The sequence below is a fragment of the Burkholderia sp. WP42 genome (assembly GCF_000745665.1).
GTDB lineage: Bacteria > Pseudomonadota > Gammaproteobacteria > Burkholderiales > Burkholderiaceae > Burkholderia > Burkholderia vietnamiensis.
Genome location: NZ_KN050725.1, coordinates 217,514 through 238,552, shown reverse-complemented (window position 1 = coordinate 238,552; position 21,039 = coordinate 217,514). Strand labels below are relative to the sequence as shown.

Sequence of the window (21,039 nt, the reverse complement as noted above, 5' to 3'; positions counted from 1 at the left end):
ACATGAATCCCGTTTCGTTCGTCTGCATCATCACCGGCGTGATGCTCAATGCATGCGCCCAGCTGTTGCTGAAAGCCGGCGTCAACGCCGTTGGACACTTCGAATTCAGCCGTGCGAACATCATCCCCGTCGGGCTGAAGATCGCGACCCAGTTGCCGATCATCGGCGGCCTCGGCTGCTATGTGCTCAGCGTGGTCGTATGGATCGTCGGGCTGTCGCGGGTCGACGTGTCGATCGCGTACCCGATGCTGTCGCTCGGCTACGTCGTCAACGCGTTCGCCGCGTGGTATCTGTTCGGCGAAGTGCTGTCGGTCCAGCGGCTCGTCGGCATCGGCATCATCCTGATCGGCGTGCTCGTGCTCGCGCGCAGCTGACCGTGCGCGGCGGGCGTTGCGTGTCCTGTGTGCCAGATGTGCATTAAGCGCCCGCCTACAAAAAATCACGGTACGAATCCGACAACCGGTGTTTAATGCCGGTTTCGGACCGGATCGCCCGACCCCTTTATTACACGCCATTACAGGCCAACGCGTTCATGAGCCAGACTACCGCTCCGTTCCTGCCGTTCACCCGCCCCGAAATCGACGAGGAAACCATTCAGGGCGTCGTCGAAGTGCTGCGCTCGGGCTGGATCACCACCGGCCCGCAGAACCAGAAGTTCGAGGCCGCGCTGTCCGAGTACTGCGGCGGCCGTCCGGTGCGCGCGTTCAACTCCGGCACCTGCACGCTCGAGATCGGCCTGCGCATCGCGGGCGTCGGCCCTGGCGACGAGGTGATCACCACGCCCGCCACGTGGGTGTCGACCAGCAACGTGATTATCGAAACCGGCGCGACGCCCGTGTTCGCCGACATCGATCCGGTCACGCGCAACATCGACCTCGACAAGCTCGAACAGGCGATCACGCCGCGCACGAAGGCGATCATCCCGGTCTACCTGTCCGGCCTGCCGGTCGACATGGACCGCCTGTACGCGATCGCCCGCGCGCACGACCTGCGCGTGATCGAAGACGCCGCGCAGGCGCTCGGCTCGACGTGGAAAGGCCAGCGCATCGGCGCGATCGGCGACATCGTGTCGTTCAGCTTCCACGCGAACAAGAACCTGACGACGATCGAAGGCGGCGCACTCGTGCTGAACGATGAGGACGAGGCGGCGCTCGCGCAGAAGTACCGGCTGCAGGGCATCACGCGCACCGGCTTCGACGGCATGGACTGCGACGTGCTCGGCGGCAAGTACAACCTCACCGACGTCGCCGCGCGCGTCGGCCTCGGCCAGCTGCCGCACCTCGAGCGCTTCACCGCGCAGCGCCGGGCGCTCGCGCGCGCGTATTTCGCCGCGCTCGACGGCGGTGCGGCCGTGAAGCTCGGGCTCGGCCTGCCGGTCGCCGACTTCGAGAACAGCAACTGGCACATGTTCCAGGTCACGCTGCCGCTCGAGCGGCTGTCGCTCTCGCGCGCCGATTTCATGGCGCAGATGAAGGAGCGCGGCATCGGCACCGGCGTCCACTATCCGGCCATCCATCTTTTCACGCTGTATCGTGCGCGCGGCTTCAAGGAGGGCATGTTCCCCCACGCCGAACGGTACGGCGCCTCGACCGTCACGCTGCCGCTGTTCACGCAGATGACGGAAGACGACGTGCGTCGCGTGGCCGACGCCATCAATCAGATTTGCGAACAATACGGAAAGTAAGCGTACATGAATCACCTTGAAGCACGCGCCGGGCATCCGGGCGCCGCGACCCCGGAGGTATCGGTCATCATCCCCGTGTACAACGAGGAAGACGGCCTGGACGCGCTGTTCGCGCGGCTCTACCCGGCACTCGACGCACTCGGCACGTCGTACGAAGTGATCCTGATCAACGACGGCAGCCGCGACCGCTCGGCCGCGATGCTGGCCGACCAGTTCCACGTGCGTCCCGACACGACGCGCGTCGTGCTGCTCAACGGCAACTACGGCCAGCACATGGCGATCCTCGCGGGCTTCGCGCAGTCGCGCGGCGACATCGTGATCACGCTCGACGCCGACCTGCAGAATCCGCCCGAGGAGATCGGCAAGCTGATCACGAAGATGCGCGAGGGCTACGACTACGTCGGCTCGATCCGCAAGCAGCGCCAGGACAGCCTGTGGCGGCGCAAGGCGTCGCGGGTGATGAACCGGCTGCGCGAGCGCATCACGCGGATCAAGATGACCGACCAGGGCTGCATGCTGCGCGCGTATAGCCGCCGCATCATCGACACCATCAACGTGTGCGGCGAAGTCAACACGTTCATCCCGGCGCTCGCCTATACGTTCGCGCAGAACCCGACCGAAATCGAGGTCGCGCACGAGGAGCGCTTCGCGGGCCAGTCGAAATACTCGCTGTACAGCCTGATCCGGCTGAACTTCGATCTCGTCACCGGCTTCTCGGTCGTGCCGCTGCAGTGGCTGTCGTTCATCGGCGTGATCCTGTCGCTCGGCTCCGCGGCGCTGTTCGTGCTGCTGCTGGTGCGCCGCTTCATCGTCGGCGCGGAAGTGCAAGGCGTGTTCACGCTGTTCGCGATCACGTTCTTCCTGCTCGGCGTGATCCTGTTCGCGCTCGGCCTGCTCGGCGAATACATCGGCCGCATCTACCAGCAGGTGCGCGCGCGGCCGCGCTATCTGGTCCAGGCCGTGCTCGAACAGCACGACGGCGTGCCCGCGGTGCCGGCCGCCGCCGACCGTATGGGAGCCGCACGATGAAGCCGCGCGCCGTCGTGTTCGCGTATCACAACGTCGGCGTGCGCTGCCTGCAGGTGCTGCTGGCGCGCGGCGTCGACGTCGCGCTCGTCGTCACGCACGAAGACAACCCGAGCGAGAACATCTGGTTCGGCAGCGTCGCGTCCGTCGCCGCCGAACACGGCATCCCGGTCATCACGCCGGCCGATCCATCCGACCCCGCGCTGCGTCGCGCGGTGTCGGATGCGCGCCCCGATTTCATCTTCTCGTTCTACTACCGCCACATGCTGCCGGTGGACCTGCTCGCGATCGCGCCGCGCGGCGCGTACAACATGCACGGTTCGCTGCTGCCGAAATACCGCGGCCGCGTGCCGACCAACTGGGCCGTGCTGAACGGCGAAACGGAAACCGGCGCGACGCTGCACGAGATGGCCGCGAAGCCCGACGCCGGCGCGATCCTCGGCCAGACGGCCGTGCCGATCCTGCCCGACGACACGGCCGCGCAGGTGTTCGACAAGGTCACGGTCGCCGCCGAGCAGACGCTCTGGCGCGTGCTGCCCGCGCTGCTGGCCGGCGACGCGCCGCACCTGCCGAACGATCTCGCGAGCGGCAGCTACTACGGCGGACGCAAGCCGGAGGACGGCCGCATCGACTGGTCGAAGCCGGCCGCGCAGGTCTACAACCTCGTGCGCGCCGTCGCGCCGCCTTATCCGGGCGCGTTCACCGACGTCGGCGGCATGCGCTTCGTGATCGCGCGCGCGCGCCTCGCGGCGCCCGGCAGCGCCGCCGCGACGGCCGCGGCGAATTTGCCCGCCGGCCTGCACGTAAGCGATAATGCGCTATTCGGCGTCTGCGGCGACAGCCGCGCCCTATCCATTCTCGAGCTGTGGCAGCAGCGCGACGGCAGCGAAACCGTCGTGACGCCGGCCGAATTCGCGCAGTTCATTCATTCTTCCCGTCATTCATGAAAGCAAAAAAAGTCCTGATCCTGGGTGTGAACGGCTTCATCGGCCATCACCTGTCGAAGCGCATTCTTGAAACCACCGATTGGGAAGTGTTCGGCATGGACATGCAGACCGACCGGCTGGGCGACCTCGTCAACCACGAGCGGATGCATTTCTTCGAAGGCGACATCACGATCAACAAGGAGTGGGTCGAGTATCACGTGAAGAAGTGCGACGTGATCCTGCCGCTGGTCGCGATCGCGACGCCCGCCACCTACGTGAAGCAGCCGCTGCGCGTGTTCGAGCTCGACTTCGAGGCGAACCTGCCGATCGTGCGTTCGGCCGTCAAGTACGGCAAGCACCTCGTGTTTCCGTCGACCTCCGAGGTCTACGGCATGTGCTCGGACGAGCAGTTCGATCCGGACGCATCGGCGCTCACCTACGGCCCGATCAACAAGCCGCGCTGGATCTACGCGTGCTCGAAGCAGCTGATGGACCGCGTGATCTGGGGCTACGGGATGGAAGGCCTGAACTTCACGCTGTTCCGTCCGTTCAACTGGATCGGCCCGGGCCTCGACTCGATCTACACGCCGAAGGAAGGCAGCTCGCGCGTGGTCACGCAGTTCCTCGGCCACATCGTGCGCGGCGAGAACATCAGCCTCGTCGACGGCGGCTCGCAAAAGCGCGCGTTCACCGACATCGACGACGGCATCAGCGCGCTGATGAAGATCATCGAGAACAAGGGCGGCGTCGCGTCGGGCAAGATCTACAACATCGGCAATCCGCACAACAACTTCTCGGTTCGCGAGCTCGCGCACAAGATGCTCGAACTGGCGGCGGAATTCCCCGAGTACGCCGATTCGGCCAAGCAGGTGAAGCTCGTCGAGACGACCTCGGGCGCGTACTACGGCAACGGCTACCAGGACGTGCAGAACCGCGTGCCGAAGATCGACAACACGATGCAGGAGCTCGCGTGGGCGCCGCAATCGACGTTCGACGACGCGCTGCGCAAGATCTTCGAAGCGTATCGCGGCCATGTCGCCGACGCGCGCGCGCTGGTCGAGCAGCAGCACTGACGGGACGCACGCTTGGCTCGCATCGTCCTCAAGATCGACGTCGACACGCTGCGCGGCACGCGCGAAGGCGTGCCGAATCTCGCGCGCATCTTCGACCGCTTCAGTGCGCGCGCAACCTTCCTGTTCAGCCTCGGCCCCGATCATACGGGCTGGGCGCTGCGGCGCGTGTTCCGGCCGGGCTTCCTGCAGAAGGTGTCGCGTACGTCGGTGGTCGAGCACTACGGCGTGAAGCAGCTGATGTACGGCGTGCTGCTGCCGGGCCCCGACATCGGCCGCCGTGCGATCGCCGACATGCGCGCGATCCACGAGGCCGGCTTCGAGTGCGGGATCCATACGTGGGATCACGTGTATTGGCAAGACAACGTGCGCGTGCGCGATCGCCACTGGACCACGCGTGAAATGCAGAAGAGCCACGCGCGCTTCGTCGACATCTTCGGTGCGCCGCCCGTCACGCACGGCGCGGCCGGCTGGCAGATGAACGACGCGGCATTCGAGCAGATCGACGCATGGGGGATGCACTATGCGTCCGATGGTCGCGGCCATTCGCCGTATCTGCCGGTGGTGGGCGGCCGCACGCTGTCGCACGTGCAGATGCCCACCACGCTGCCGACGCTCGACGAGGTGCTCGGCATCGACGGCATCGACACGCACAACGTCGCCGCGCATCTGCTGAAGTTCACCGAGACCAATCCGCACGATCAGGTGTTCACGCTGCATGCGGAACTCGAAGGCCAGAAACTCGCGCCGGTGTTCGAGCAACTGCTCGCCGGCTGGCATGCGCAGGGCCACACGTTTGCGACGATGGGCGATTACCACGCAACGCTGGACCGCGACTCGCTGCCATCGTACCCTGTCGCGTGGGGTGAGATCCCCGGCCGCTCCGGCGAACTGATCGTCCAGCCCGACTGAGTTCGCGCGCGCCGGCCCAGCCGGCGCTGTCGTTTCGGCCTGCCGCCGCGACACCCCGCCGAACGCGCCGCCCGAGCGGCGCCTTTCCATAACAACAGGAGAAACACGTGTCCGTCGAAGTTGACCGTCAAGTTCCCGATTTCACCGCACCCGCGACGGGCGGCGACATTTCGCTGTCCGGCCTCAAGGGCCGCAAGCTCGTCCTGTATTTCTATCCGAAAGACAACACGCCGGGCTGCACGACCGAAGGCCTGCAGTTCCGCGATCTCTATCCGAAGTTCACGAAGGCCGGCGCGGAAGTCATCGGCGTGTCGCGCGACAGCCTGCGCTCGCATGACAACTTCAAGGCGAAACTCGAGCTGCCGTTCCCGCTGATTTCGGATGCCGACGAAGCGCTGTGCACGCTGTTCGATGTCATCAAGATGAAGAAAATGTATGGCAAGGAAGTACGCGGCATCGAGCGCTCGACGTTCCTGATCGACGCCGACGGCGTGCTTCGCCAGGCATGGCGCGGCATCAAGGTACCCGGTCACGTGGACGACGTGCTAAGTGCTGTACAAGCGCTTTGAGGCGCGTTATATTGGGCCGCAATGAATGCCAGTTCGCCCCATATTTCTCGTAGCTGCGCCGGTGTCCGTTGCGACGCTCTCCGGCATCTGACGCGCATCACGACGGTATCAGCCGAGCCGCATGTCCCTGTCGACGGGGCAGCGGCTTTTTTTATGGATTGCGCGCCGGGCCTCGGTCCGGCCGTCACCCCGTGAAGGAGTTGATCGACACTTAGGCGAACCGGCTAGACGAAATTCCTGTGCGCCACCGCGCGCAAACTGCATGCGTCTACGTCACGCAGGATGCGATCAGCGGCGCACTTCATGCGACACGATTCCTCCCGAGGGACACCATGCCTTTGCCTACCCCCCCCAGCAAGCTCGGCAGCCTGCTGCCGCCCGACGAATACAAGGCGAAAGCGCGGCCCGCGAAAGCCGCGAAGAAATCCGCCGAAGGGGACGCATCCACAGCCGGTGACTACGGCCCGGCCAGCGTGGCCCAACCGATGACCGAAGCCGCGAATACGGCCGCGCCGCTGCGCGCCGTCGCGGCGCCGGCGCAGGAAACCGCGAGCGCGCCCGCACGCGGTCGCAGGACCAAACAGACCGCGGCGCTGTTGCAGCCGCTCCAGCCGCCCGCCGAACCCGCCGCACCGGCCTCCCCCGCTCCGGTCGTCGCACGCGACGACAAGCCGGCCGCCGGCAAACCGGCTGCCGCGCCCGCGCGCGATGCCGGCGCGGCGCCGAAGTCGCGCAGCCGCAAGCCGGCCGAGGTCGAACAGCAGAAGCTGTTCGTGCTCGACACCAACGTGCTGATGCACGACCCGAGCAGCCTGTTCCGTTTCGAGGAACACGACGTCTATCTGCCGATGATGACGCTCGAGGAGCTCGACAACCACAAGAAGGGGATGTCCGAAGTCGCGCGCAACGCGCGCCAGGTCAGCCGCACGCTCGACGCGCTGGTCGCCGACGGCGGCCCGATCTCGGCCGGCATTCCGTTGTCGCGACTCGGCAGCCGCGAGGCGCTCGGCCGCCTGTACTTCCAGACCAGGCTGGCCGACATCGCTCCGGTCGAAGGGCTGCCGGCGGGCAAGGCGGACAACCAGATCCTCGGCGTCGTGCGCGCGCTGCAGCGCGACCGGCCGGACCGTCAGGTCGTGCTGGTGTCGAAAGACATCAACATGCGGATCAAGGCGCATGCGCTCGGCCTGCCCGCGGAAGACTACTTCAACGACCAGGTACTCGAGGACAAGGATCTCCTCTATAACGGCGTGCGCGAGTTGCCGCAGGACTTCTGGACCAAGCACGCGAAGGGGATGGAGAGCTGGCAGGACACGAAGACGGGCACCACCTACTACCGCGTGACGGGCCCGCTCGTCGCGTCGATGCTCGTCAACGAGTTCGTCTATCTCGAGCCGCAGAACGGCGAGCCGACGTTCCACGCGATCGTGCGCGAGCTGAACGGCAAGACGGCGCTACTGCAGACGCTGCGCGACTACAGCCATCACAAGAACAACGTGTGGGGCATCACCGCGCGCAACCGCGAGCAGAACTTTGCGCTGAACCTGTTGATGAATCCCGAGATCGACTTCGTCACGCTGCTCGGCCAGGCCGGCACCGGCAAGACGCTCGTCGCGCTCGCGGCCGGCCTCGCGCAGGTGCTCGACGACAAGCGCTACAACGAGATCATCGTCACGCGCGCGACGGTGCCCGTCGGCGAGGACATCGGTTTCCTGCCCGGTACCGAGGAAGAGAAGATGCAGCCGTGGATGGGCGCATTCGACGACAACCTCGAAGTGCTGCAGAAGACCGACGACGCGGCCGGCGAATGGGGCCGTGCGGCCACGCAGGAGCTGATCCGTTCGCGCTTGAAGGTGAAGAGCATGAACTTCATGCGCGGGCGCACCTTCGTCGACAAGTACCTGATCATCGACGAAGCGCAGAACCTGACGCCGAAGCAGATGAAGACGCTCGTGACGCGCGCGGGCCCCGGCACGAAGATCGTGTGCCTCGGCAACATCGCGCAGATCGACACGCCCTACCTCACCGAAGGCAGCTCGGGCCTGACCTACGTCGTCGACCGCTTCAAGGGCTGGGGCCACAGCGGCCACGTGACGCTCGCGCGCGGCGAACGCTCGCGGCTCGCCGACTACGCGTCGGACATCCTGTAACGCGATACGCCCGGCGTTCTGCCGGGCTCGACCTGCTGCGGCGCTCCGGTTCGGAGCGCCGTTTTTATTTCAGGGTCGAAAGCATTCGCGCGCCTGCGTCGCGAAACGCGTGACTTACGCGCGAAACTTCAAGTAAATTCTCACGAATGGTTGCGTGAGGCCCGTGGGACCGTCTACCATCGGGTGTGTCTGTCGTCATACGATTCGCGCGCAGCGCGCTCGTCACCTTGTCATGCTTCGAATCTGGGTTCCCGTCGCCGTCGTCTCACTGCTCGCGGCCTGCTCCAGCGTGCCGCCGCAGTCCGCATCGCGCAGCGCGGGCATGAAGATCACGACACCGCGCGCGTTCCCCGCTCCGGCCAATTTCCCGAATTTCGTCGATCACAGCGTCGGCCAGGAAGAAATCTCGATCCAGGCGATGAGCCTCGTCGGCGTTCCGTACCGCTGGGGCGGCAACACGCCGACCAGCGGCTTCGACTGCAGCGGCCTCGTGCGCTACGTGCTGGGCCGCGCGGCCGACGTGAACCTGCCGCGCACGACCGCCGACATGAGCAGCCGCGGCGCGTCGATCGACCCCGACCAGATCGCGCCGGGCGACCTGATCTTCTTCAACACGACCGGCCGGCCGCACTCGCACGTCGGCATCTACGTCGGCAAGCTGCGCTTCGTCAATGCGCCGTCGACGGGCGGCACCGTGCGGCTCGACTACCTGACCAACCCGTACTGGGCGAAGCGCTTCGACGGCATTCGCCGCGTCGCCCCGCCGCGCGGCACGCCGACGCCGTTCGATGCCCCGATCTACGATGCACGGCGCGATGCGCCGGCTGCGGCCACCGCGCCGGTCGTCGCGGCCGCGGCAGTGCGGCGGCCTGCCTATGCTTCGTCGCCGGCCCGTGCGACGGCGCAGGCTGCTGTGCCGGCCGTATCGACGACGACGGCCGTGACGACGGCCGCCGCAGCCGCTGCGTCCCCCGCTCCGTACGAACCGGCGCCGCGCATGTCGGCGCCGGTCTCCTCCGCGGGCGGCGACACGATGGCCATGACGCCGGCTTTGCCGCCTATCGGCCCATCATCCGAAGAAGTCGGCACGCAGATCCCGACGACGGCGCTAACGGCCGCGCAGGCGGCCGCGTTCGATGCGGAACCGCCGTCCGCGATGCCTGCCCCGAACTCGCCGGGCAGCGCCGAGCCGATGCAAGTGCAGGTGTTGCGTGCATCGACGCAAGCGGCGCCGGTCAGCCCGCGCACCAGCACCGCCGACGATCCGATCGCCCGCTTCGCGAACGGCAGCTACTGAGTCATTGCGGCGCAGCGCCGCATTCCGTACACCGCAAAAGAAAATGCGCCGCAACCTTTCGGTTAGCGGCGCATGGTTCTTATGCGACCCGGGCGGCGTCGCGATCAGAAGATCTGGTGCCCGACCCACCATCCGCCGGCCGCGATCAGCGCGGACGCCGGGATCGTCAGCACCCAGGCCCATACGATGTTGCCGGCCACACCCCAGCGCACGGCCGACAGCTTCTGCGTCGCGCCGACACCGACGATCGCGCCGGTGATCGTGTGCGTGGTCGATACCGGAATGCCGAGGAACGACGCGATGAACAGCGTGATCGCCCCGCCGCTCTCCGCGCAGAAGCCGCCGACCGGCTTGAGCTTCGTGATCTTCTGGCCCATCGTGCGCACGATGCGCCAGCCGCCGAACAGCGTGCCGAGACCCATCGACAGATAGCATGCGCCGATCACCCACACGGGCGGCGCATCCGACGTCGCCGACGCATAGCCGGTCGCGATCAGCAGCATCCAGATGATGCCGATCGTCTTCTGGGCGTCGTTACCGCCGTGGCCGAGGCTGTAGAGGCCGGCCGACAGCAACTGGAGCCGCCGGAAGCGCCGGTCGACCTTGCTTGGCGCGGTACGGAAATACAGCCACGACACGCCGAGCATGAACAGCGAGCCGAGGATGAAGCCGAGCAGCGGCGAGATGAAGATGAACGCGACGGTCTTCATCAGGCCGTCGATGTTCAGCGCGCTCCAGCCGGACTTCGCGAGCGCCGAGCCGACGAGGCCGCCGATCAGCGCGTGCGACGAGCTCGACGGAATCCCGTAGTACCAGGTGATCACGTTCCATCCGATCGCGCCGACCAGCGCACCGAACACGACGTAGTGGTCGACGATTTCCGGGTCGATCGTACCTTTGCCGACCGTCTGCGCGACCTTCAGGTGGAAGATGAAATAGGCGATGACGTTGAACGCGGCCGCGAACACCACGGCCTGTTGCGGCTTCAGCACCCCGGTGGACACGACGGTGGCGATCGAGTTCGCCGCGTCGTGGAAGCCGTTCATGAAGTCGAATACGAGCGCGACGAGCACCAGCGTCGCGACCATCCATAGGGCGAGTTGTATCGAATGCATCGTGATCCGCTCAGGCGTTTTCCAGCACGATGCCTTCGATGATGTTCGCGACGTCCTCGCACTTGTCGGTGATCTCTTCGAGCAGCTCGTAGATCGCCTTCAGCTTGATGAGCGTCTTCACGTCGTCTTCCTCGCGGAACAGCTTCGACATCGCCGAGCGCAGCACGCGATCGGCCTCCGACTCCCAGCGGTCGATTTCCTCGCACTGCTTGAGGATCTGCGCCGACTGCTTCATGTCGGACAGCAGCCCGACGGCCTGTTGCACGTGTTGCGCCGATTGCGTGACGATGTGCGCGAGCTGGCTCGCCTCGGAGGTGACGGACTGCACGTCGTACAGCGACACGGCCGTCGCGACGTCTTCCATCAGGTCGAGGATGTCGTCCATCGTCGTGATCAGCTTGTGGATCTCGTCGCGATCGAGCGGCGTGATGAAGGTCTTGTGCAGCAGATCGATCGCTTCGTGCGTGAGCTTGTCAGCGGCCTTCTCGGCGGTCTGCACGTTTTGCTTGTGAATCTCGGCGTCGGCGAGATTGTCGATCAGCAGTTCGAGTTCGCGGCCACCGGAAACGATGTGCTTCGCGTGCGCGTTGAAGAGTTCAAAGAACTTGCCCTCGGTGGGCATAAAACGACCAAACATATGGGCTTGACCAGTGCGTAAATTTGCAATTAAATCAGTACGTTAGATGATTTCTGCGCACCCAGGCACTGGGCCATACGAAATTTGTACGAAAATCGCGCACGAATCATCCGCTCATGACGGATTCATGACAGGCCGCATTCTATAGGAAACCGGCCCTAGTCCGGTAACTGCGTAGCGTCGATGCGTAGCGTGTCGCATCCGCCTTCTTTGCGCTTGACAGTTGCGAAACGCCCCTCACCCCGCTTGTATACGGGGCCAAATGGAGATACTGTGCTATGCGCAGCGGCATGAAAACAACTGCAACGGGGCCATTCACATGAGAACCACTTTCAAGGCGGCGTCACTCACGGTCTTGCTCACCGTCACGCTAACCGCGTGCAATCGAACCCAAGTCCCCGGACTCGATCGCGTGATGAAGGTCGACGAGTTCATGGCGAACCGCGACGCGCTGAAACATGCGATTTCGGAGTGCAACTCCAACCCGGGCGAACTCAAAGACGACCCGAACTGCATCAATGCGTCGGCCGCCGCCGCACAGCTCATGGCGAGCGGCGCGCAGAATGATGAGCGCATCATCGCCGCCCGTCAGGACATCGGCACGGTGATGCAGGCACTGAAGCTGTACCGGCTCGACAACGGCGCCTATCCGACGCAGGAACAAGGTCTAGTCGCGCTCGTGCAGAAGCCGACCGCCGATCCGGCGCCCGCAAATTGGAAGGAAGGCGGATACCTTGAACGTATGCCGCCGGATCCGTGGGGTGCCCCGTACCAATATCGCAACCCAGGTACGCACGGGGAAATCGATGTGTTCAGCACGGGCGGCAGCCACGGAAACGACAGCGATTCAGTCGTCGGGTCTTGGCAATAGCGGTTTTGGCAAACCCGCCGCTCCGCTCTGCGCAACCCGACACCGCCAACTAACGTCTGCCCAACAGTTCCGAAGCTCTAGCAACGCATCAAAGCCAAGCCCACGGCACAGCCGCGAGACATGACCTCCGCCAACAGCACCTCATTGATAACCGCGCTCCCGACCATCCTGATAAGCGCGTACGTAGCCTGGATTGCGTATCAGCAGCATCGAACGAACCGCGAGAAGCTTCGGCTCGATCTCTACGACCGACGATTCGGCGTCTATACAGCGTCGATCGACTTCTACCATGTGCTGTCCAGCTACGACGAAGCCAACGAACAGCATCGGGAAGCCCACCGGGCTTTCGTCAAAGCGATGCGAGAGTCGCGCTTTCTATTCGGTCTAGACAGCGAGATAGTGAGCATTCTGGAGGAAATGCATACTAGGGCCGCCCGCATCATGGGATACAAAACGCACGGAAAAGAGCTTCGCGATAGCGATCCGCACGAATCGCGGAAGTGGTTCGAAGCGCAACAGGCCGATTATTTTTGGATCGGCAGCGATCAAGGGTTGCTACGTTTGGAAGCGAGCCTCACGCCCTTCCTTGATTTCCGAAATACAAGCAGCTAACCCGCGCAGAAGCGCCGCCAGATTAGCGGCGCCTCGCCGATACCGACTTAGGCGATTGATACGGCCGCCTCTTCGCGTCTTCTTGCCGATCGCGTGCGCGCCACTCCCGCCAGCGACCGAATCGCGAGCGTGTCCGGGTTGACGTGCTTCGCCCCCTCAACAATCAGGTGTTCGAGCACGGCGAAGAGCCCGGCCTCGTAGCCTCCTTCGCCGCCCAGCCCCTTCATCCGCTCGATCACGGCGCCGACACGGTTGCTACCGGCCAGAGCGGGCTCGTCGCGCAAATGCTTGGCAAGCAACGCGGCACTCAACGCACCGATGTTGCAGGCTTCGGCGCGATCTACAGCGGGAACATTGAGAAGCGAGCGAACCTCGGCAGGGATGCCGATGTACATGTTCACGTCGAATTCTGCGGCTCGGTCGTAATCACGAGCGGAAGATTGGGCGGCTTGCTTGCATTGGGACTGACGCATGGTGAGACCTCCGTGTGTGAGTTGGAGGCCCGCCTCCCGTCGCCAAACGGGGTGGGCGGGCACTGAGCGGGGTTGGCGAACCGGCACACACGGAAACCGGCAGACCCGAAGGTCTCCCCGTCCAGGCCCGCCCATTGATCTTGAAGGCGTGCAGAGACGTGCGGACGTAAAAAAACCGCGCGAGGCGGCTGTCCGCCGTGTGTAAGTTCAGGTCGCCAAACCTGATCGCTGTTGTTTCAGCGATGAGTCGATTGTAATTGCACGAATGAGCGTTTACAAGGGATATTTTCATAGCGTCGCATTAATCCCAATTCGGTAGCAATATCAACAAAATCACGCGCAACCGACAACCAATTAGGTAGCAAATATCAACTATTACACTCTCGATGGCATCATGTGCGTTTCACCATCACGCAACGAGAAAATGACCGACACGCTCTTTTTCCTTATGGCTCAGTTCGGCCCGCGCGCCGTGATCCCACTCGACGAGGTGCGCAAAGAGTACTTCAGCCACCTCGAACCTCACGTATTCATCAGAAAGCTCGCGCACGGTGAAATCCCACTACCACTCTTGAGAATTGAGGCAAGTCAAAAATCAACGAAAGGGATCTATATGATTGATTTAGCCATATACATTGATTCACGACGCGAGGAAGCCGAAAAAGAGCGACAGCGGCTCGCCAAAATATTCTGACCAACCAAAGCCACCCCGACTGGACTCGACATGAACACAGTATTTTTGCTCTTAGCTCAATTTGGGGCTCGCGCAATCATTCCATTGGACGACGTTCGCAGAGAATATTTTCCACACCTGGAATTCAATATAATGCTCAGAAAGATTGCGCTCGGTGAAATCTCTATTCCAGTGGTCAAGATCGAGTCGAGCCCAAAGTCAACGCGCGGCGTGTATGTGCAGGACTTGGCGGACTACATAGACAAACGGCGCGCCGTGGCAGTGAAGGAGCGGGACCAGCTTTGCGGACTACGCCAATCCCACCCATGAGCCGACAGCCCGGCCGGAACGTTTATCTCACGACCTTGCGGGCCACACTATTTCGGCGGACAGACAACAGATCAGTCGATGATTGTTGACGTGAAACACCTCCGGATCCTCGGCGTCCTGTGTACCAACAAAAAACAACCAGCCTTTTACGTCGCTACTTGTCTTGGCTTGCTCCGCAGCTTCATTTCGAGTCGCCTCAAACTCCCTGATGAGCGAATCGCGGCGCGTTTGACTCCAATTCGACCAATCCACCCGGACTCGCGAGAGACTCCTGTGCGCTTTCTTTGCTGCATCCCACTCTCCAACGTTGAGCGTCAACTCACAATGTGAGTCTGCTACGACAGGCTCAGATTTCCAGCGTATCGTCGCATAGTAAAGATGTCTTGGAGTGTTAAAATGTTCCGGCTTTTTGGAGCGCAAGTACCAGAATACCTCGGAGTAAGTTCTCCCCGGAACACCATCAATCGAAAATGGCAGGTGTCCGCGATCGTGCGGGTAGTTGATAAATGCTCGGCAGGCTGGACGAATAGTTTTTACCGTGTGTCCGTGGTGCCCGGCCCCCACGCTTCCCGCCCGCGCCCGACTACCAGTCCGCAACGGACCTTGCCCTGTCGGCAGATTCCCTCCACCGCCAGGAACGACCGGACGCTCGTCAGTCAGCGTCAATCTGTTCGGAAACGGAAGTGGAAACCCTTCGGGCGCGCCTACGCGTTCTTTCTTTGCGCGCTTAACAACTTTCTCTTCACCATCCACGTCGCAACCGGGCACGTGCTTATTGGTCGGCCCTAATGTGAAATACGGGCGCTTCTTGTTCTTCTCTTTGTCGTATGACGCGGGGAATACGCTCGTCTCGCATCCTGGGCATATGTACCCGTCTTGATCGACGGTGGCCAAATTCCACAGCTCTTCGGCCTCAACTAATTCGAGGGTATTTTTATCGCGTGCGGTATCCACTGCAATGACTCCTTGTGTCGGTCAGTGTTACCGCACTATTGTATGACGATTATTCCGGCCTCATCCACGATCGCGGACACGCTGAATCGTAGTGCGGCTCGTCTTGTAAGCGCGAGCAAGCTCCGATACGGTTGCACCCTGCGCAAGCCTACTGCGTGCGTCTTCTTGCTGCTCCGCGGACAATGCTGACGGGCGCCCCATCACCTTACCTTCCGCCTTCGCGCGGGCCAACCCGGCTTGCGTGCGCTCGATTAGTAGATCGCGCTCAAACTCGGCGACGGCGCACAAAACCTGCATCGTCATCTTTCCCGCGCTACTGGTCAGGTCAACGCCGCCTAGTGCCAGACAATGCACCCGCACGCCATCGGCCGCCAATCGCTCGACAGTGGCACGCACATCCATCGCGTTTCGGCCTAGGCGATCGAGCTTAGTCACAATCAGCACGTCACCCGACTCCATCCTGTCCAAGAGCTTCGAGAAGCCGGGCCGCTCGCTGGCCGCGACGCTACCGCTGATGCACTCAGCGACGATGCGCTGCTTCCGTTTGTCCTGGTCAACGGCGAAGCCCGCCGCCTCAATCTCACGGATTTGGTTTTCCGGTGTCTGCTCTGCGGTGGAAACACGGGCGTAGATGAACGTGCGCGACATGTTCTGCCTCTTTGGGTGAACGAAATGGATGAACGAATCATACATCCCGCACGAAACATGTAAAAGCTATTTTTCGTTCACCACGAACGATCGCGCACGCAACCGCTCGATTTCGTGCACGGCAAAATGCCCGTGAATCGAATCGGCTACTCGTCTGCGCCGGGCTTCCGCATCAACGCCGTAGAGGCGTTAACGTGCGCCGAAAGTCCATCAAGATCGGGAAACAGGTGCATCCGATCAATGCCATAGTCCCCAAGGTGGGCGATGATTTGACGCTTAAGCGCCGCGGGAATGTCCAGCCGGAATAGATTGGGCACCCCCTTGGTTACGCGTGACTCTCTGATCTCAATCGGATGTGCCGCGTCACAATGAACTGTAAACACGCCCCTTTGGTTTATGACGCGCGGAAATGCTGCCTTGGGAAGATAGCCGAACACACCGCTCTTAGCTTCTAGCATGTCGCGGGTGTTCTCGTCGGTCAGGATCGTTTCGCACATCTCGTATATCCAGACCGCACCATCCGTATCGGCGTGATCGGAACACGCAAAGTAGCAGGCCACCAATGGATTCATCGACCAATCAAGAAGACGTGTCGCAAGACCATGATGTTGCGCCAGCGCGAGCTGTTCAAGGTAACTTTCAGACAACGACGTGTATGCGACAGCTCTTCCGGTCCAGTGATGGAATCGACCAAGGTCACGGTTATCTGGAAGATAGAACTCGGGCCGCCCAGCCTTCGGCAGCAGTTCCCAACTCGCCTGAGCATGCCCCCTGAACAACCATCCCACCCCGTCGTGACTTCTAAATCCGCGAAAGACCTTGTGAAGCATATCCACGTCGGTCAGCTTAATCATCCCGTGTCCCATGATGTTCATCCGCTTATTGATTGAATGCCGCCACCCGGTCACATTTTCTCAGATGCCAGCCGAATTCAAGATACGGAAAGTAGATCGAACTGTCCAAATAACGCGCGTCAGTTCACATGACGTGCGCCCACGAGAATCTCCGGACGATGCGCGAAATTTGATCCTCGCTCACGCCGAACCGTTGCGCGAGCACGCGTTGCCGCGCCCCTCCGGCAAACAGGCGTCGAATCTCGACCACCGCAGCCGTCGTCAGCTTCGCGTGAGCGCTTCGCTCTCCCGCGTTACCCGGACACTTTCCGCCGCGCTTCCGAGTTCTACTCTGCTCTTTGCAATCGCCGATGTTGTCTTTCTGCGTGCCAATCGCAAGGTGAAACGGATTGATGCATCCAGGTGTATCGCAAACGATGTGTCGGACAACCAGATCGTCGATGTCTGACGGTCGGACGCGGCGCGAGAGCGCCCAGGCTAGGCGGGTGACGATCACCATTCGATCGCCAATCCTGGTGCGTGGATAACCTCCCCTGACAGTCCCCCCCGCCAAATCTGGCACGGTGATGCAAAGTCGATGAACGGTTGATCGATCGGCCTAATCGGCGCCCGGTTTGGTATCTCGATTCTCTCGTCGGTATGCACGAGCGCCTGGAGCCGCGGATCAGTCACGGCATTGATTTCAAATTGCATCATTACTCCATTCATGAGCCCGGAACGACGGCGGGCACGGATCACGCGTGAGGTTCGTCGCCGTTCTTAACGTTGCCGAATGTTCCGTCCGGTCGCGTAAAATCCCCGTTCTCCCCAATTACCGAAATGCGCCACTCGGTCACCGGCTCGAAGTCGTCGCGGTCGGCGTCGCGCTTCGTTTGGGCGTCGATCATTTCGACTCTCGTCCGCTCCAACGATTCGAGCCGCCGCGTCAGCCGGTCGATATGGCCGTTGTAGTCGACGCGCTCGTACACCCGCTCGTCGCCAGCGGTGAACTCGCTCGCCTCACGATCGTGGTACTTCTGCAATTCGAGGCCGTGATGCTCATTCGCCGCCGCTCGCTCTTCTGCCGCAAGCGTTCGCTGTATGCGCACGCGAATCAGCTCGATTTCTGCATCGAGCTTTCCGGTCTGAGCGCGAATATCATCCAGCGACGCCCTTTCGGCATTGGTGAGATATGTCCCGTAGATACCGTGCTTCTTCGCGTTGGTATGCCCCGGTGAACCGACCGAATGTCCGCCGTGTCGTCGGCATCGATTCTTCCCAGGCACGACAGGGGCTTGGCACTGCCCGCCCGAGCGAGTCAGGGCACCGCATCGCCGCTTGCCACGCGCGCGGGTGCGCGCGGGCGCGTCATGGGACGAATTTCCAGAATCGCCCGTTAGACCGGCCGAGACGCCGTCCTTAGACTCGGCCATACCCACCCCCCGCACGGCCGTGTGCCGCCTCTTCCGTCGCGCCCCCGTACCATTCCGCCCGGATCGCCGTCAGTTCGACATCCCGCCCGTCGAACGTCGGACATGGCGCACGCCCTGACATCCACTCGCGATCACGTTCCGTCGCCCCCATCGCGTCGAGCTGCCTCCGGAGCAACGGAGTCAGTTCGCGCCGCGGCATCGGCGCAGCGAGCATAATTTCGGCCAGTCGCCGCAGCCGCCGTCCATACGTCTCCCGTCTCGCCGCGAGCGCTGCGCGCAGCCCAGGCCGCGGCGCCGTCGCAATCTCATGCTCCAATGCCTCGATGTCCGCCCGCAACCGGTCTACCTCGGCGCGCAACCCTGGAACGCCTCCCACATCCATCTTGCTCATACTCGTTTCCTGTACCCTGGTCACCAAATGAAAACGGGGTGCCGCACCGCAGCACCCCGTCGATCTCTACCGACCACTCGACCGTTACAACTTTCCGCACGCAATCAAGTGCGCGACAAGCTCGGCGTCACTCATCGCACTAAACCGGTCAAGAGCCTCGACCGCGCTTTCGCCGGGATTTGAGTTCAGCCCGTTGTCGCTGAGATACCGTCGCGCCAGAGCCTCGCGCTCATCGACGGTCACCCTCGCCGCACCCGTCACCCACCTCAACGCATCCGCCGTTACACCATCGTCACCGCCCGACCGGATCACCTCATCAACGAAGTGATCGCGGACCTTCAAAACTTGGTTTTCTGTCAGCATCAGTACCCCTGTCCTGGAATCGGCTGACTCAGACCGGAGTCGTACATGCCGGATCCGAGCGGTGCCGAAGACTTAGAAACGATTCCGCCGACAACCTTCGTCACGCCCTTCTCGAACCCGTTTCCGAAGTCAGCGTATGTCGTCACATGGACCCCGCTCGACCGAGGGCGAACAAACGGCGATGAGGTCAGCTCGCCAGCGTCGACGCGCTTCTGCGCGGACGCCGAGAGCTTTACGCCGCCGTCCGTCTTGTAGCTGTCGATTTCTGCCTGCGTAAACGGGCGGAAGGCGTAAGCGGCGGCGGCCAGCGTGCCGAGCGCGAGCACGGCGATCCCGAGCGGGCTCACGAGCGCAGCGAGCGCGCCAGTGAACGCCGTCGATGCGCTTCCGGCGATCGCGCCTGCGAGGCGGACAATCCCCGCGGCGCCGCCGACTGCCTGCATCGCGAGAGCGCGGCCGAGGAAGAGCAAGCCGCGCGCAATTGCGCCGATCGGTCCGGTTACGATGAACGCCATGCCGCGTAGGAAAGCCAGCCCATCGCCCGTGATGCGCAGAGCGCGGAACACTACGCCGCCCATACGGAAAACGCTCGCCCCCAACCCCACGAATCCCCGACCAAGCGCCATCAGACGTACCGGGCCGGTGATGAATGTCATCGAGATAGCCAGCCCAAGCCCGCGCAATGCTGACGTGAGCAACAGCACCGTTCCGTTGATCGCCAAACCGCCCGCGAGCAGAATTAGCCCGTGAGTGATATTCCTAAAGAGCGCAGGGTGTCGCTCGACTGTCTGGCTCAAGCGATCAAGGGTGCCGCCAAGCCTCAGAAGCCCTCGTGTGATCGTCGGCAGATAGACTGAGCCAAGCATCGCGAGGAAATTTTTCCATGCGGCTTCTGCCGCGACCTCAGCGCCCTCGGGAGACTTGATGTATTGTCGATATGCTTGGCCGAAATCCTTCGATTGGCGGAAGATCGCTGTATCTTTTGCAACTTTCTGTCCGCTCATCGCATAGAAGCTCAAATCGTCAGCAGTACCGCGATTGAAGTTTTGCGATATAAGCAGCCCGATCTGCTGTTCGCTGAGGTTGCCGTACTTTCTGCGAATGGCAGGAACCAGAACCTCATCTACGAACTTAGCTTGATTCGACGCAAACAGTGCCGCATTCGTTGCCGATAATCCACCTGTTACTGGCGTCTCGATGTGCTGCGCACGCAATGCCTTGCGCATCTCGGGATCCGTATTTCGATCGATTACGCGCTGGATTGCCAGCGCTTCTGGGGAAATCTTAGTCTCCCATAGTCCTAGGCCGGACAAGAAGCCTTTCGCTTTCTTGTCCATATGACCACCAAGTAGTGAACTATTTGCGGTCATCATTTCCGTGCCCGCTGTCGGGCCGGTCTTGGCGCTCATGAATGCGGCGAACGGACCATATAGAAAATCCGCGGATGCCATTTGATACGCGACCTTGCCGGTCTGCGACGCATGAAAATAATCGTTCGCCGACACACGCCCGCGAGTCGCGAAATACACCTGCGATTGCATCGCGAGTTCCTTCGCAAGCTCGGTCGGGTTCTGCATCACCTTGTCGCCGCGATGCTCAAGCGCCTTGACCGAGTTGTACACGAGGCCGTCGACGTTCTTACCGTCGTTCTGGATCTTCGCAGCGATCGCAAACCGGTTGTATGCGTCAGACAGCGAAAGCGCCTTTCCGAGGTCGCCGGTTGCCGTATGCAGGTCAGTGATGAGCGCGATGTTGTCGGCGATCGTCGCGCCGAGGTTCTTGTGTGCGAGCGTCTGCGCGGTGGCGAACACCTTCGCATTGTCAGCGGCGGAAAGGTTGAGCGTTTGAAATTTTTCTTGCTCCATGCGAAGTTTCTTCGCCTCTTCGTATGGAACCTTGAGCGCCCCCGCAATCCCTGCGGACATGCCTAGCATCAAAGCGCCCTTCGCGGCCTGCTTTTGGATACTGGCGATTTGCCGCTGAAGTTGGTTCGCTGCCCCTTCCGTTTTCAGGAAGTCTTTCGATAGTGCGGCCAGCCCGAGAGACGCGCTGTTGATGAGGCTGATCCGCAC

Annotated in this window: 23 protein-coding genes and 3 pseudogenes; 15 read left to right on the top strand and 11 right to left on the bottom strand. The window is 62.4% G+C overall.

The annotated features are described in order from the left end of the window. Positions 1-2 precede the first annotated feature (2 nt). The 7 genes from EX20_RS27620 to EX20_RS27590 all read left to right on the top strand — a co-directional run bounded on the left by EX20_RS27620 (position 3) and on the right by EX20_RS27590 (position 6,187). Positions 3-374, top strand: a complete 372-nt coding sequence (locus EX20_RS27620) for an EamA family transporter (RefSeq protein WP_011352303.1) — start codon at positions 3-5, stop codon at positions 372-374. Positions 375-532: 158 nt separating this feature from the next. Then, positions 533-1,684: a DegT/DnrJ/EryC1/StrS family aminotransferase gene (locus EX20_RS27615; RefSeq protein WP_034195391.1), complete on the top strand. Its 1,152-nt coding sequence runs from the start codon at positions 533-535 to the stop codon at positions 1,682-1,684. A gap of 6 nt (positions 1,685-1,690) precedes the next feature. Continuing rightward, positions 1,691-2,713 (top strand): glycosyltransferase, encoded by a 1,023-nt coding sequence (locus EX20_RS27610; protein ID WP_034195390.1) that lies wholly within the window; start codon positions 1,691-1,693, stop codon positions 2,711-2,713. Beyond that, a complete protein-coding gene (locus EX20_RS27605) occupies positions 2,710-3,657 on the top strand; it encodes a formyltransferase (protein WP_034195389.1) in 948 nt (315 codons plus the stop codon). Before EX20_RS27610 ends, EX20_RS27605 begins: the two co-directional genes overlap by 4 nt. Continuing rightward, the gene (locus EX20_RS27600; protein WP_011885013.1) at positions 3,654-4,709 is read left to right on the top strand and encodes a bifunctional UDP-4-keto-pentose/UDP-xylose synthase; all 1,056 of its coding nucleotides are present in this window, start codon (positions 3,654-3,656) and stop codon (positions 4,707-4,709) included. The genes EX20_RS27605 and EX20_RS27600 overlap by 4 nt, the downstream gene beginning before the upstream one ends. Before the next feature lie 12 nt (positions 4,710-4,721). Further along, positions 4,722-5,618 (top strand): polysaccharide deacetylase family protein, encoded by an 897-nt coding sequence (locus tag EX20_RS27595; RefSeq protein WP_034195388.1) that lies wholly within the window; start codon positions 4,722-4,724, stop codon positions 5,616-5,618. A gap of 107 nt (positions 5,619-5,725) precedes the next feature. After that, the gene (locus EX20_RS27590; RefSeq protein ID WP_011885015.1) at positions 5,726-6,187 is read left to right on the top strand and encodes a peroxiredoxin; all 462 of its coding nucleotides are present in this window, start codon (positions 5,726-5,728) and stop codon (positions 6,185-6,187) included. Positions 6,188-6,382: 195 nt separating this feature from the next. Here the strand turns inward: EX20_RS27590 and EX20_RS33380 are convergent. Beyond that, a pseudogene (locus tag EX20_RS33380) lies at positions 6,383-6,624 on the bottom strand (hypothetical protein); the annotation flags it as partial. Between EX20_RS33380 and EX20_RS27585 the strand changes: the two are divergent. Together EX20_RS27585 and EX20_RS27580 are read left to right on the top strand one after the other, a co-directional pair. Further along, on the top strand, positions 6,520-8,337 hold the full coding sequence (locus tag EX20_RS27585; protein WP_011885016.1) for a PhoH family protein: 1,818 nt from the start codon (positions 6,520-6,522) through the stop codon (positions 8,335-8,337). The pseudogene EX20_RS33380 and the gene EX20_RS27585 sit on opposite strands and share 105 nt — an antisense overlap. A 232-nt stretch (positions 8,338-8,569) precedes the next feature. Next, complete coding sequence (locus tag EX20_RS27580) at positions 8,570-9,634, top strand: C40 family peptidase (protein ID WP_034195387.1); 1,065 nt, start codon at positions 8,570-8,572, stop codon at positions 9,632-9,634. A 104-nt stretch (positions 9,635-9,738) separates the two neighbouring features. Here the strand turns inward: EX20_RS27580 and EX20_RS27575 are convergent, their stop codons facing one another. Together EX20_RS27575 and EX20_RS27570 are read right to left on the bottom strand one after the other, a co-directional pair. After that, positions 9,739-10,749 (bottom strand): inorganic phosphate transporter, encoded by a 1,011-nt coding sequence (locus EX20_RS27575; protein WP_011885018.1) that lies wholly within the window; start codon positions 10,747-10,749, stop codon positions 9,739-9,741. 10 nt (positions 10,750-10,759) lie between these two features. After that, entirely contained in the window at positions 10,760-11,386 is a 627-nt protein-coding gene (locus EX20_RS27570) for a DUF47 domain-containing protein (protein ID WP_011885019.1), read from the bottom strand. Positions 11,387-11,648: 262 nt separating this feature from the next. Here EX20_RS27570 and EX20_RS33375 point away from each other — a divergent pair. From EX20_RS33375 to EX20_RS27560, 3 genes and pseudogenes are all read left to right on the top strand, one after another. After that, positions 11,649-11,915: pseudogene (locus EX20_RS33375) on the top strand (EexN family lipoprotein); the annotation flags it as partial. A 33-nt stretch (positions 11,916-11,948) separates the two neighbouring features. Continuing rightward, positions 11,949-12,257, top strand: a pseudogene (gene gspG / locus EX20_RS33370) (type II secretion system major pseudopilin GspG); the annotation flags it as partial. A gap of 120 nt (positions 12,258-12,377) precedes the next feature. Beyond that, positions 12,378-12,869 (top strand): hypothetical protein, encoded by a 492-nt coding sequence (locus tag EX20_RS27560; protein ID WP_034195386.1) that lies wholly within the window; start codon positions 12,378-12,380, stop codon positions 12,867-12,869. Between the two features lie 47 nt (positions 12,870-12,916). On the opposite strand, the gene EX20_RS27555 is transcribed toward EX20_RS27560, so the two are convergent. Beyond that, positions 12,917-13,342 carry a hypothetical protein gene (locus tag EX20_RS27555; protein WP_139164672.1) on the bottom strand — a complete coding sequence of 142 codons (426 nt, stop codon included), beginning with the start codon at positions 13,340-13,342 and terminating at the stop codon, positions 12,917-12,919. A gap of 424 nt (positions 13,343-13,766) precedes the next feature. Between EX20_RS27555 and EX20_RS27550 the strand changes: the two genes are divergently transcribed. Continuing rightward, complete coding sequence (locus tag EX20_RS27550) at positions 13,767-14,036, top strand: pyocin activator PrtN family protein (RefSeq protein WP_034195384.1); 270 nt, start codon at positions 13,767-13,769, stop codon at positions 14,034-14,036. A gap of 30 nt (positions 14,037-14,066) precedes the next feature. Then, positions 14,067-14,345 carry a pyocin activator PrtN family protein gene (locus tag EX20_RS27545; protein ID WP_034195383.1) on the top strand — a complete coding sequence of 93 codons (279 nt, stop codon included), beginning with the start codon at positions 14,067-14,069 and terminating at the stop codon, positions 14,343-14,345. A 27-nt stretch (positions 14,346-14,372) separates the two neighbouring features. On the opposite strand, the gene EX20_RS32330 is transcribed toward EX20_RS27545, so the two are convergent. The 3 genes from EX20_RS32330 to EX20_RS31495 all read right to left on the bottom strand — a co-directional run bounded on the left by EX20_RS32330 (position 14,373) and on the right by EX20_RS31495 (position 16,801). Beyond that, positions 14,373-15,299, bottom strand: a complete 927-nt coding sequence (locus tag EX20_RS32330; protein ID WP_131929076.1) for a hypothetical protein — start codon at positions 15,297-15,299, stop codon at positions 14,373-14,375. Positions 15,300-15,359: 60 nt separating this feature from the next. Beyond that, a complete protein-coding gene (locus EX20_RS27540) occupies positions 15,360-15,947 on the bottom strand; it encodes a recombinase family protein (RefSeq protein ID WP_034195424.1) in 588 nt (195 codons plus the stop codon). A 146-nt stretch (positions 15,948-16,093) separates the two neighbouring features. Beyond that, positions 16,094-16,801 carry an FRG domain-containing protein gene (locus tag EX20_RS31495; protein ID WP_165927443.1) on the bottom strand — a complete coding sequence of 236 codons (708 nt, stop codon included), beginning with the start codon at positions 16,799-16,801 and terminating at the stop codon, positions 16,094-16,096. A 10-nt stretch (positions 16,802-16,811) separates the two neighbouring features. Between EX20_RS31495 and EX20_RS32325 the strand changes: the two genes are divergently transcribed. After that, on the top strand, positions 16,812-17,249 hold the full coding sequence (locus tag EX20_RS32325; protein ID WP_131929077.1) for a hypothetical protein: 438 nt from the start codon (positions 16,812-16,814) through the stop codon (positions 17,247-17,249). Between the two features lie 286 nt (positions 17,250-17,535). Here the strand turns inward: EX20_RS32325 and EX20_RS31490 are convergent, their stop codons facing one another. The 4 genes from EX20_RS31490 to EX20_RS27505 all read right to left on the bottom strand — a co-directional run bounded on the left by EX20_RS31490 (position 17,536) and on the right by EX20_RS27505 (position 21,039). Further along, positions 17,536-18,213, bottom strand: a complete 678-nt coding sequence (locus EX20_RS31490) for an HGGxSTG domain-containing protein (RefSeq protein WP_081350627.1) — start codon at positions 18,211-18,213, stop codon at positions 17,536-17,538. Then, entirely contained in the window at positions 18,200-18,604 is a 405-nt protein-coding gene (locus tag EX20_RS27515; protein WP_034195380.1) for a hypothetical protein, read from the bottom strand. Before EX20_RS27515 ends, EX20_RS31490 begins: the two co-directional genes overlap by 14 nt. Before the next feature lie 84 nt (positions 18,605-18,688). Next, positions 18,689-18,967, bottom strand: coding sequence for a hypothetical protein (locus tag EX20_RS27510; protein WP_034195379.1), 279 nt, complete (start codon positions 18,965-18,967; stop codon positions 18,689-18,691). Next, positions 18,967-21,039: a hypothetical protein gene (locus EX20_RS27505; RefSeq protein WP_034195378.1), complete on the bottom strand. Its 2,073-nt coding sequence runs from the start codon at positions 21,037-21,039 to the stop codon at positions 18,967-18,969. The genes EX20_RS27510 and EX20_RS27505 overlap by 1 nt, the downstream gene beginning before the upstream one ends.

Excerpts from the sequence above, each read along its gene's own strand:
- EX20_RS27570 (WP_011885019.1), bottom strand. The coding sequence starts at position 11,386 with ATGTTTGGTCGTTTTATGCCCACCGAGGGCAAGTTCTTTGAACTCTTC.
- EX20_RS31495 (WP_165927443.1), bottom strand. The coding sequence starts at position 16,801 with ATGATTAAGCTGACCGACGTGGATATGCTTCACAAGGTCTTTCGCGGA.
- EX20_RS27560 (WP_034195386.1), top strand. The coding sequence starts at position 12,378 with ATGACCTCCGCCAACAGCACCTCATTGATAACCGCGCTCCCGACCATC.
- EX20_RS31490 (WP_081350627.1), bottom strand. The coding sequence starts at position 18,213 with ATGGCCGAGTCTAAGGACGGCGTCTCGGCCGGTCTAACGGGCGATTCT.
- EX20_RS32325 (WP_131929077.1), top strand. The coding sequence starts at position 16,812 with ATGATGTTCATCCGCTTATTGATTGAATGCCGCCACCCGGTCACATTT.
- EX20_RS27540 (WP_034195424.1), bottom strand. The coding sequence starts at position 15,947 with ATGTCGCGCACGTTCATCTACGCCCGTGTTTCCACCGCAGAGCAGACA.
- EX20_RS27585 (WP_011885016.1), top strand. The coding sequence starts at position 6,520 with ATGCCTTTGCCTACCCCCCCCAGCAAGCTCGGCAGCCTGCTGCCGCCC.
- EX20_RS27620 (WP_011352303.1), top strand. The coding sequence starts at position 3 with ATGAATCCCGTTTCGTTCGTCTGCATCATCACCGGCGTGATGCTCAAT.
- EX20_RS27610 (WP_034195390.1), top strand. The coding sequence starts at position 1,691 with ATGAATCACCTTGAAGCACGCGCCGGGCATCCGGGCGCCGCGACCCCG.
- EX20_RS27575 (WP_011885018.1), bottom strand. The coding sequence starts at position 10,749 with ATGCATTCGATACAACTCGCCCTATGGATGGTCGCGACGCTGGTGCTC.
- EX20_RS27545 (WP_034195383.1), top strand. The coding sequence starts at position 14,067 with ATGAACACAGTATTTTTGCTCTTAGCTCAATTTGGGGCTCGCGCAATC.
- EX20_RS27615 (WP_034195391.1), top strand. The coding sequence starts at position 533 with ATGAGCCAGACTACCGCTCCGTTCCTGCCGTTCACCCGCCCCGAAATC.
- EX20_RS27510 (WP_034195379.1), bottom strand. The coding sequence starts at position 18,967 with ATGCTGACAGAAAACCAAGTTTTGAAGGTCCGCGATCACTTCGTTGAT.
- EX20_RS27605 (WP_034195389.1), top strand. The coding sequence starts at position 2,710 with ATGAAGCCGCGCGCCGTCGTGTTCGCGTATCACAACGTCGGCGTGCGC.
- EX20_RS27600 (WP_011885013.1), top strand. The coding sequence starts at position 3,654 with ATGAAAGCAAAAAAAGTCCTGATCCTGGGTGTGAACGGCTTCATCGGC.
- EX20_RS27555 (WP_139164672.1), bottom strand. The coding sequence starts at position 13,342 with ATGCGTCAGTCCCAATGCAAGCAAGCCGCCCAATCTTCCGCTCGTGAT.
- EX20_RS27580 (WP_034195387.1), top strand. The coding sequence starts at position 8,570 with ATGCTTCGAATCTGGGTTCCCGTCGCCGTCGTCTCACTGCTCGCGGCC.
- EX20_RS27515 (WP_034195380.1), bottom strand. The coding sequence starts at position 18,604 with ATGAGCAAGATGGATGTGGGAGGCGTTCCAGGGTTGCGCGCCGAGGTA.
- EX20_RS27550 (WP_034195384.1), top strand. The coding sequence starts at position 13,767 with ATGACCGACACGCTCTTTTTCCTTATGGCTCAGTTCGGCCCGCGCGCC.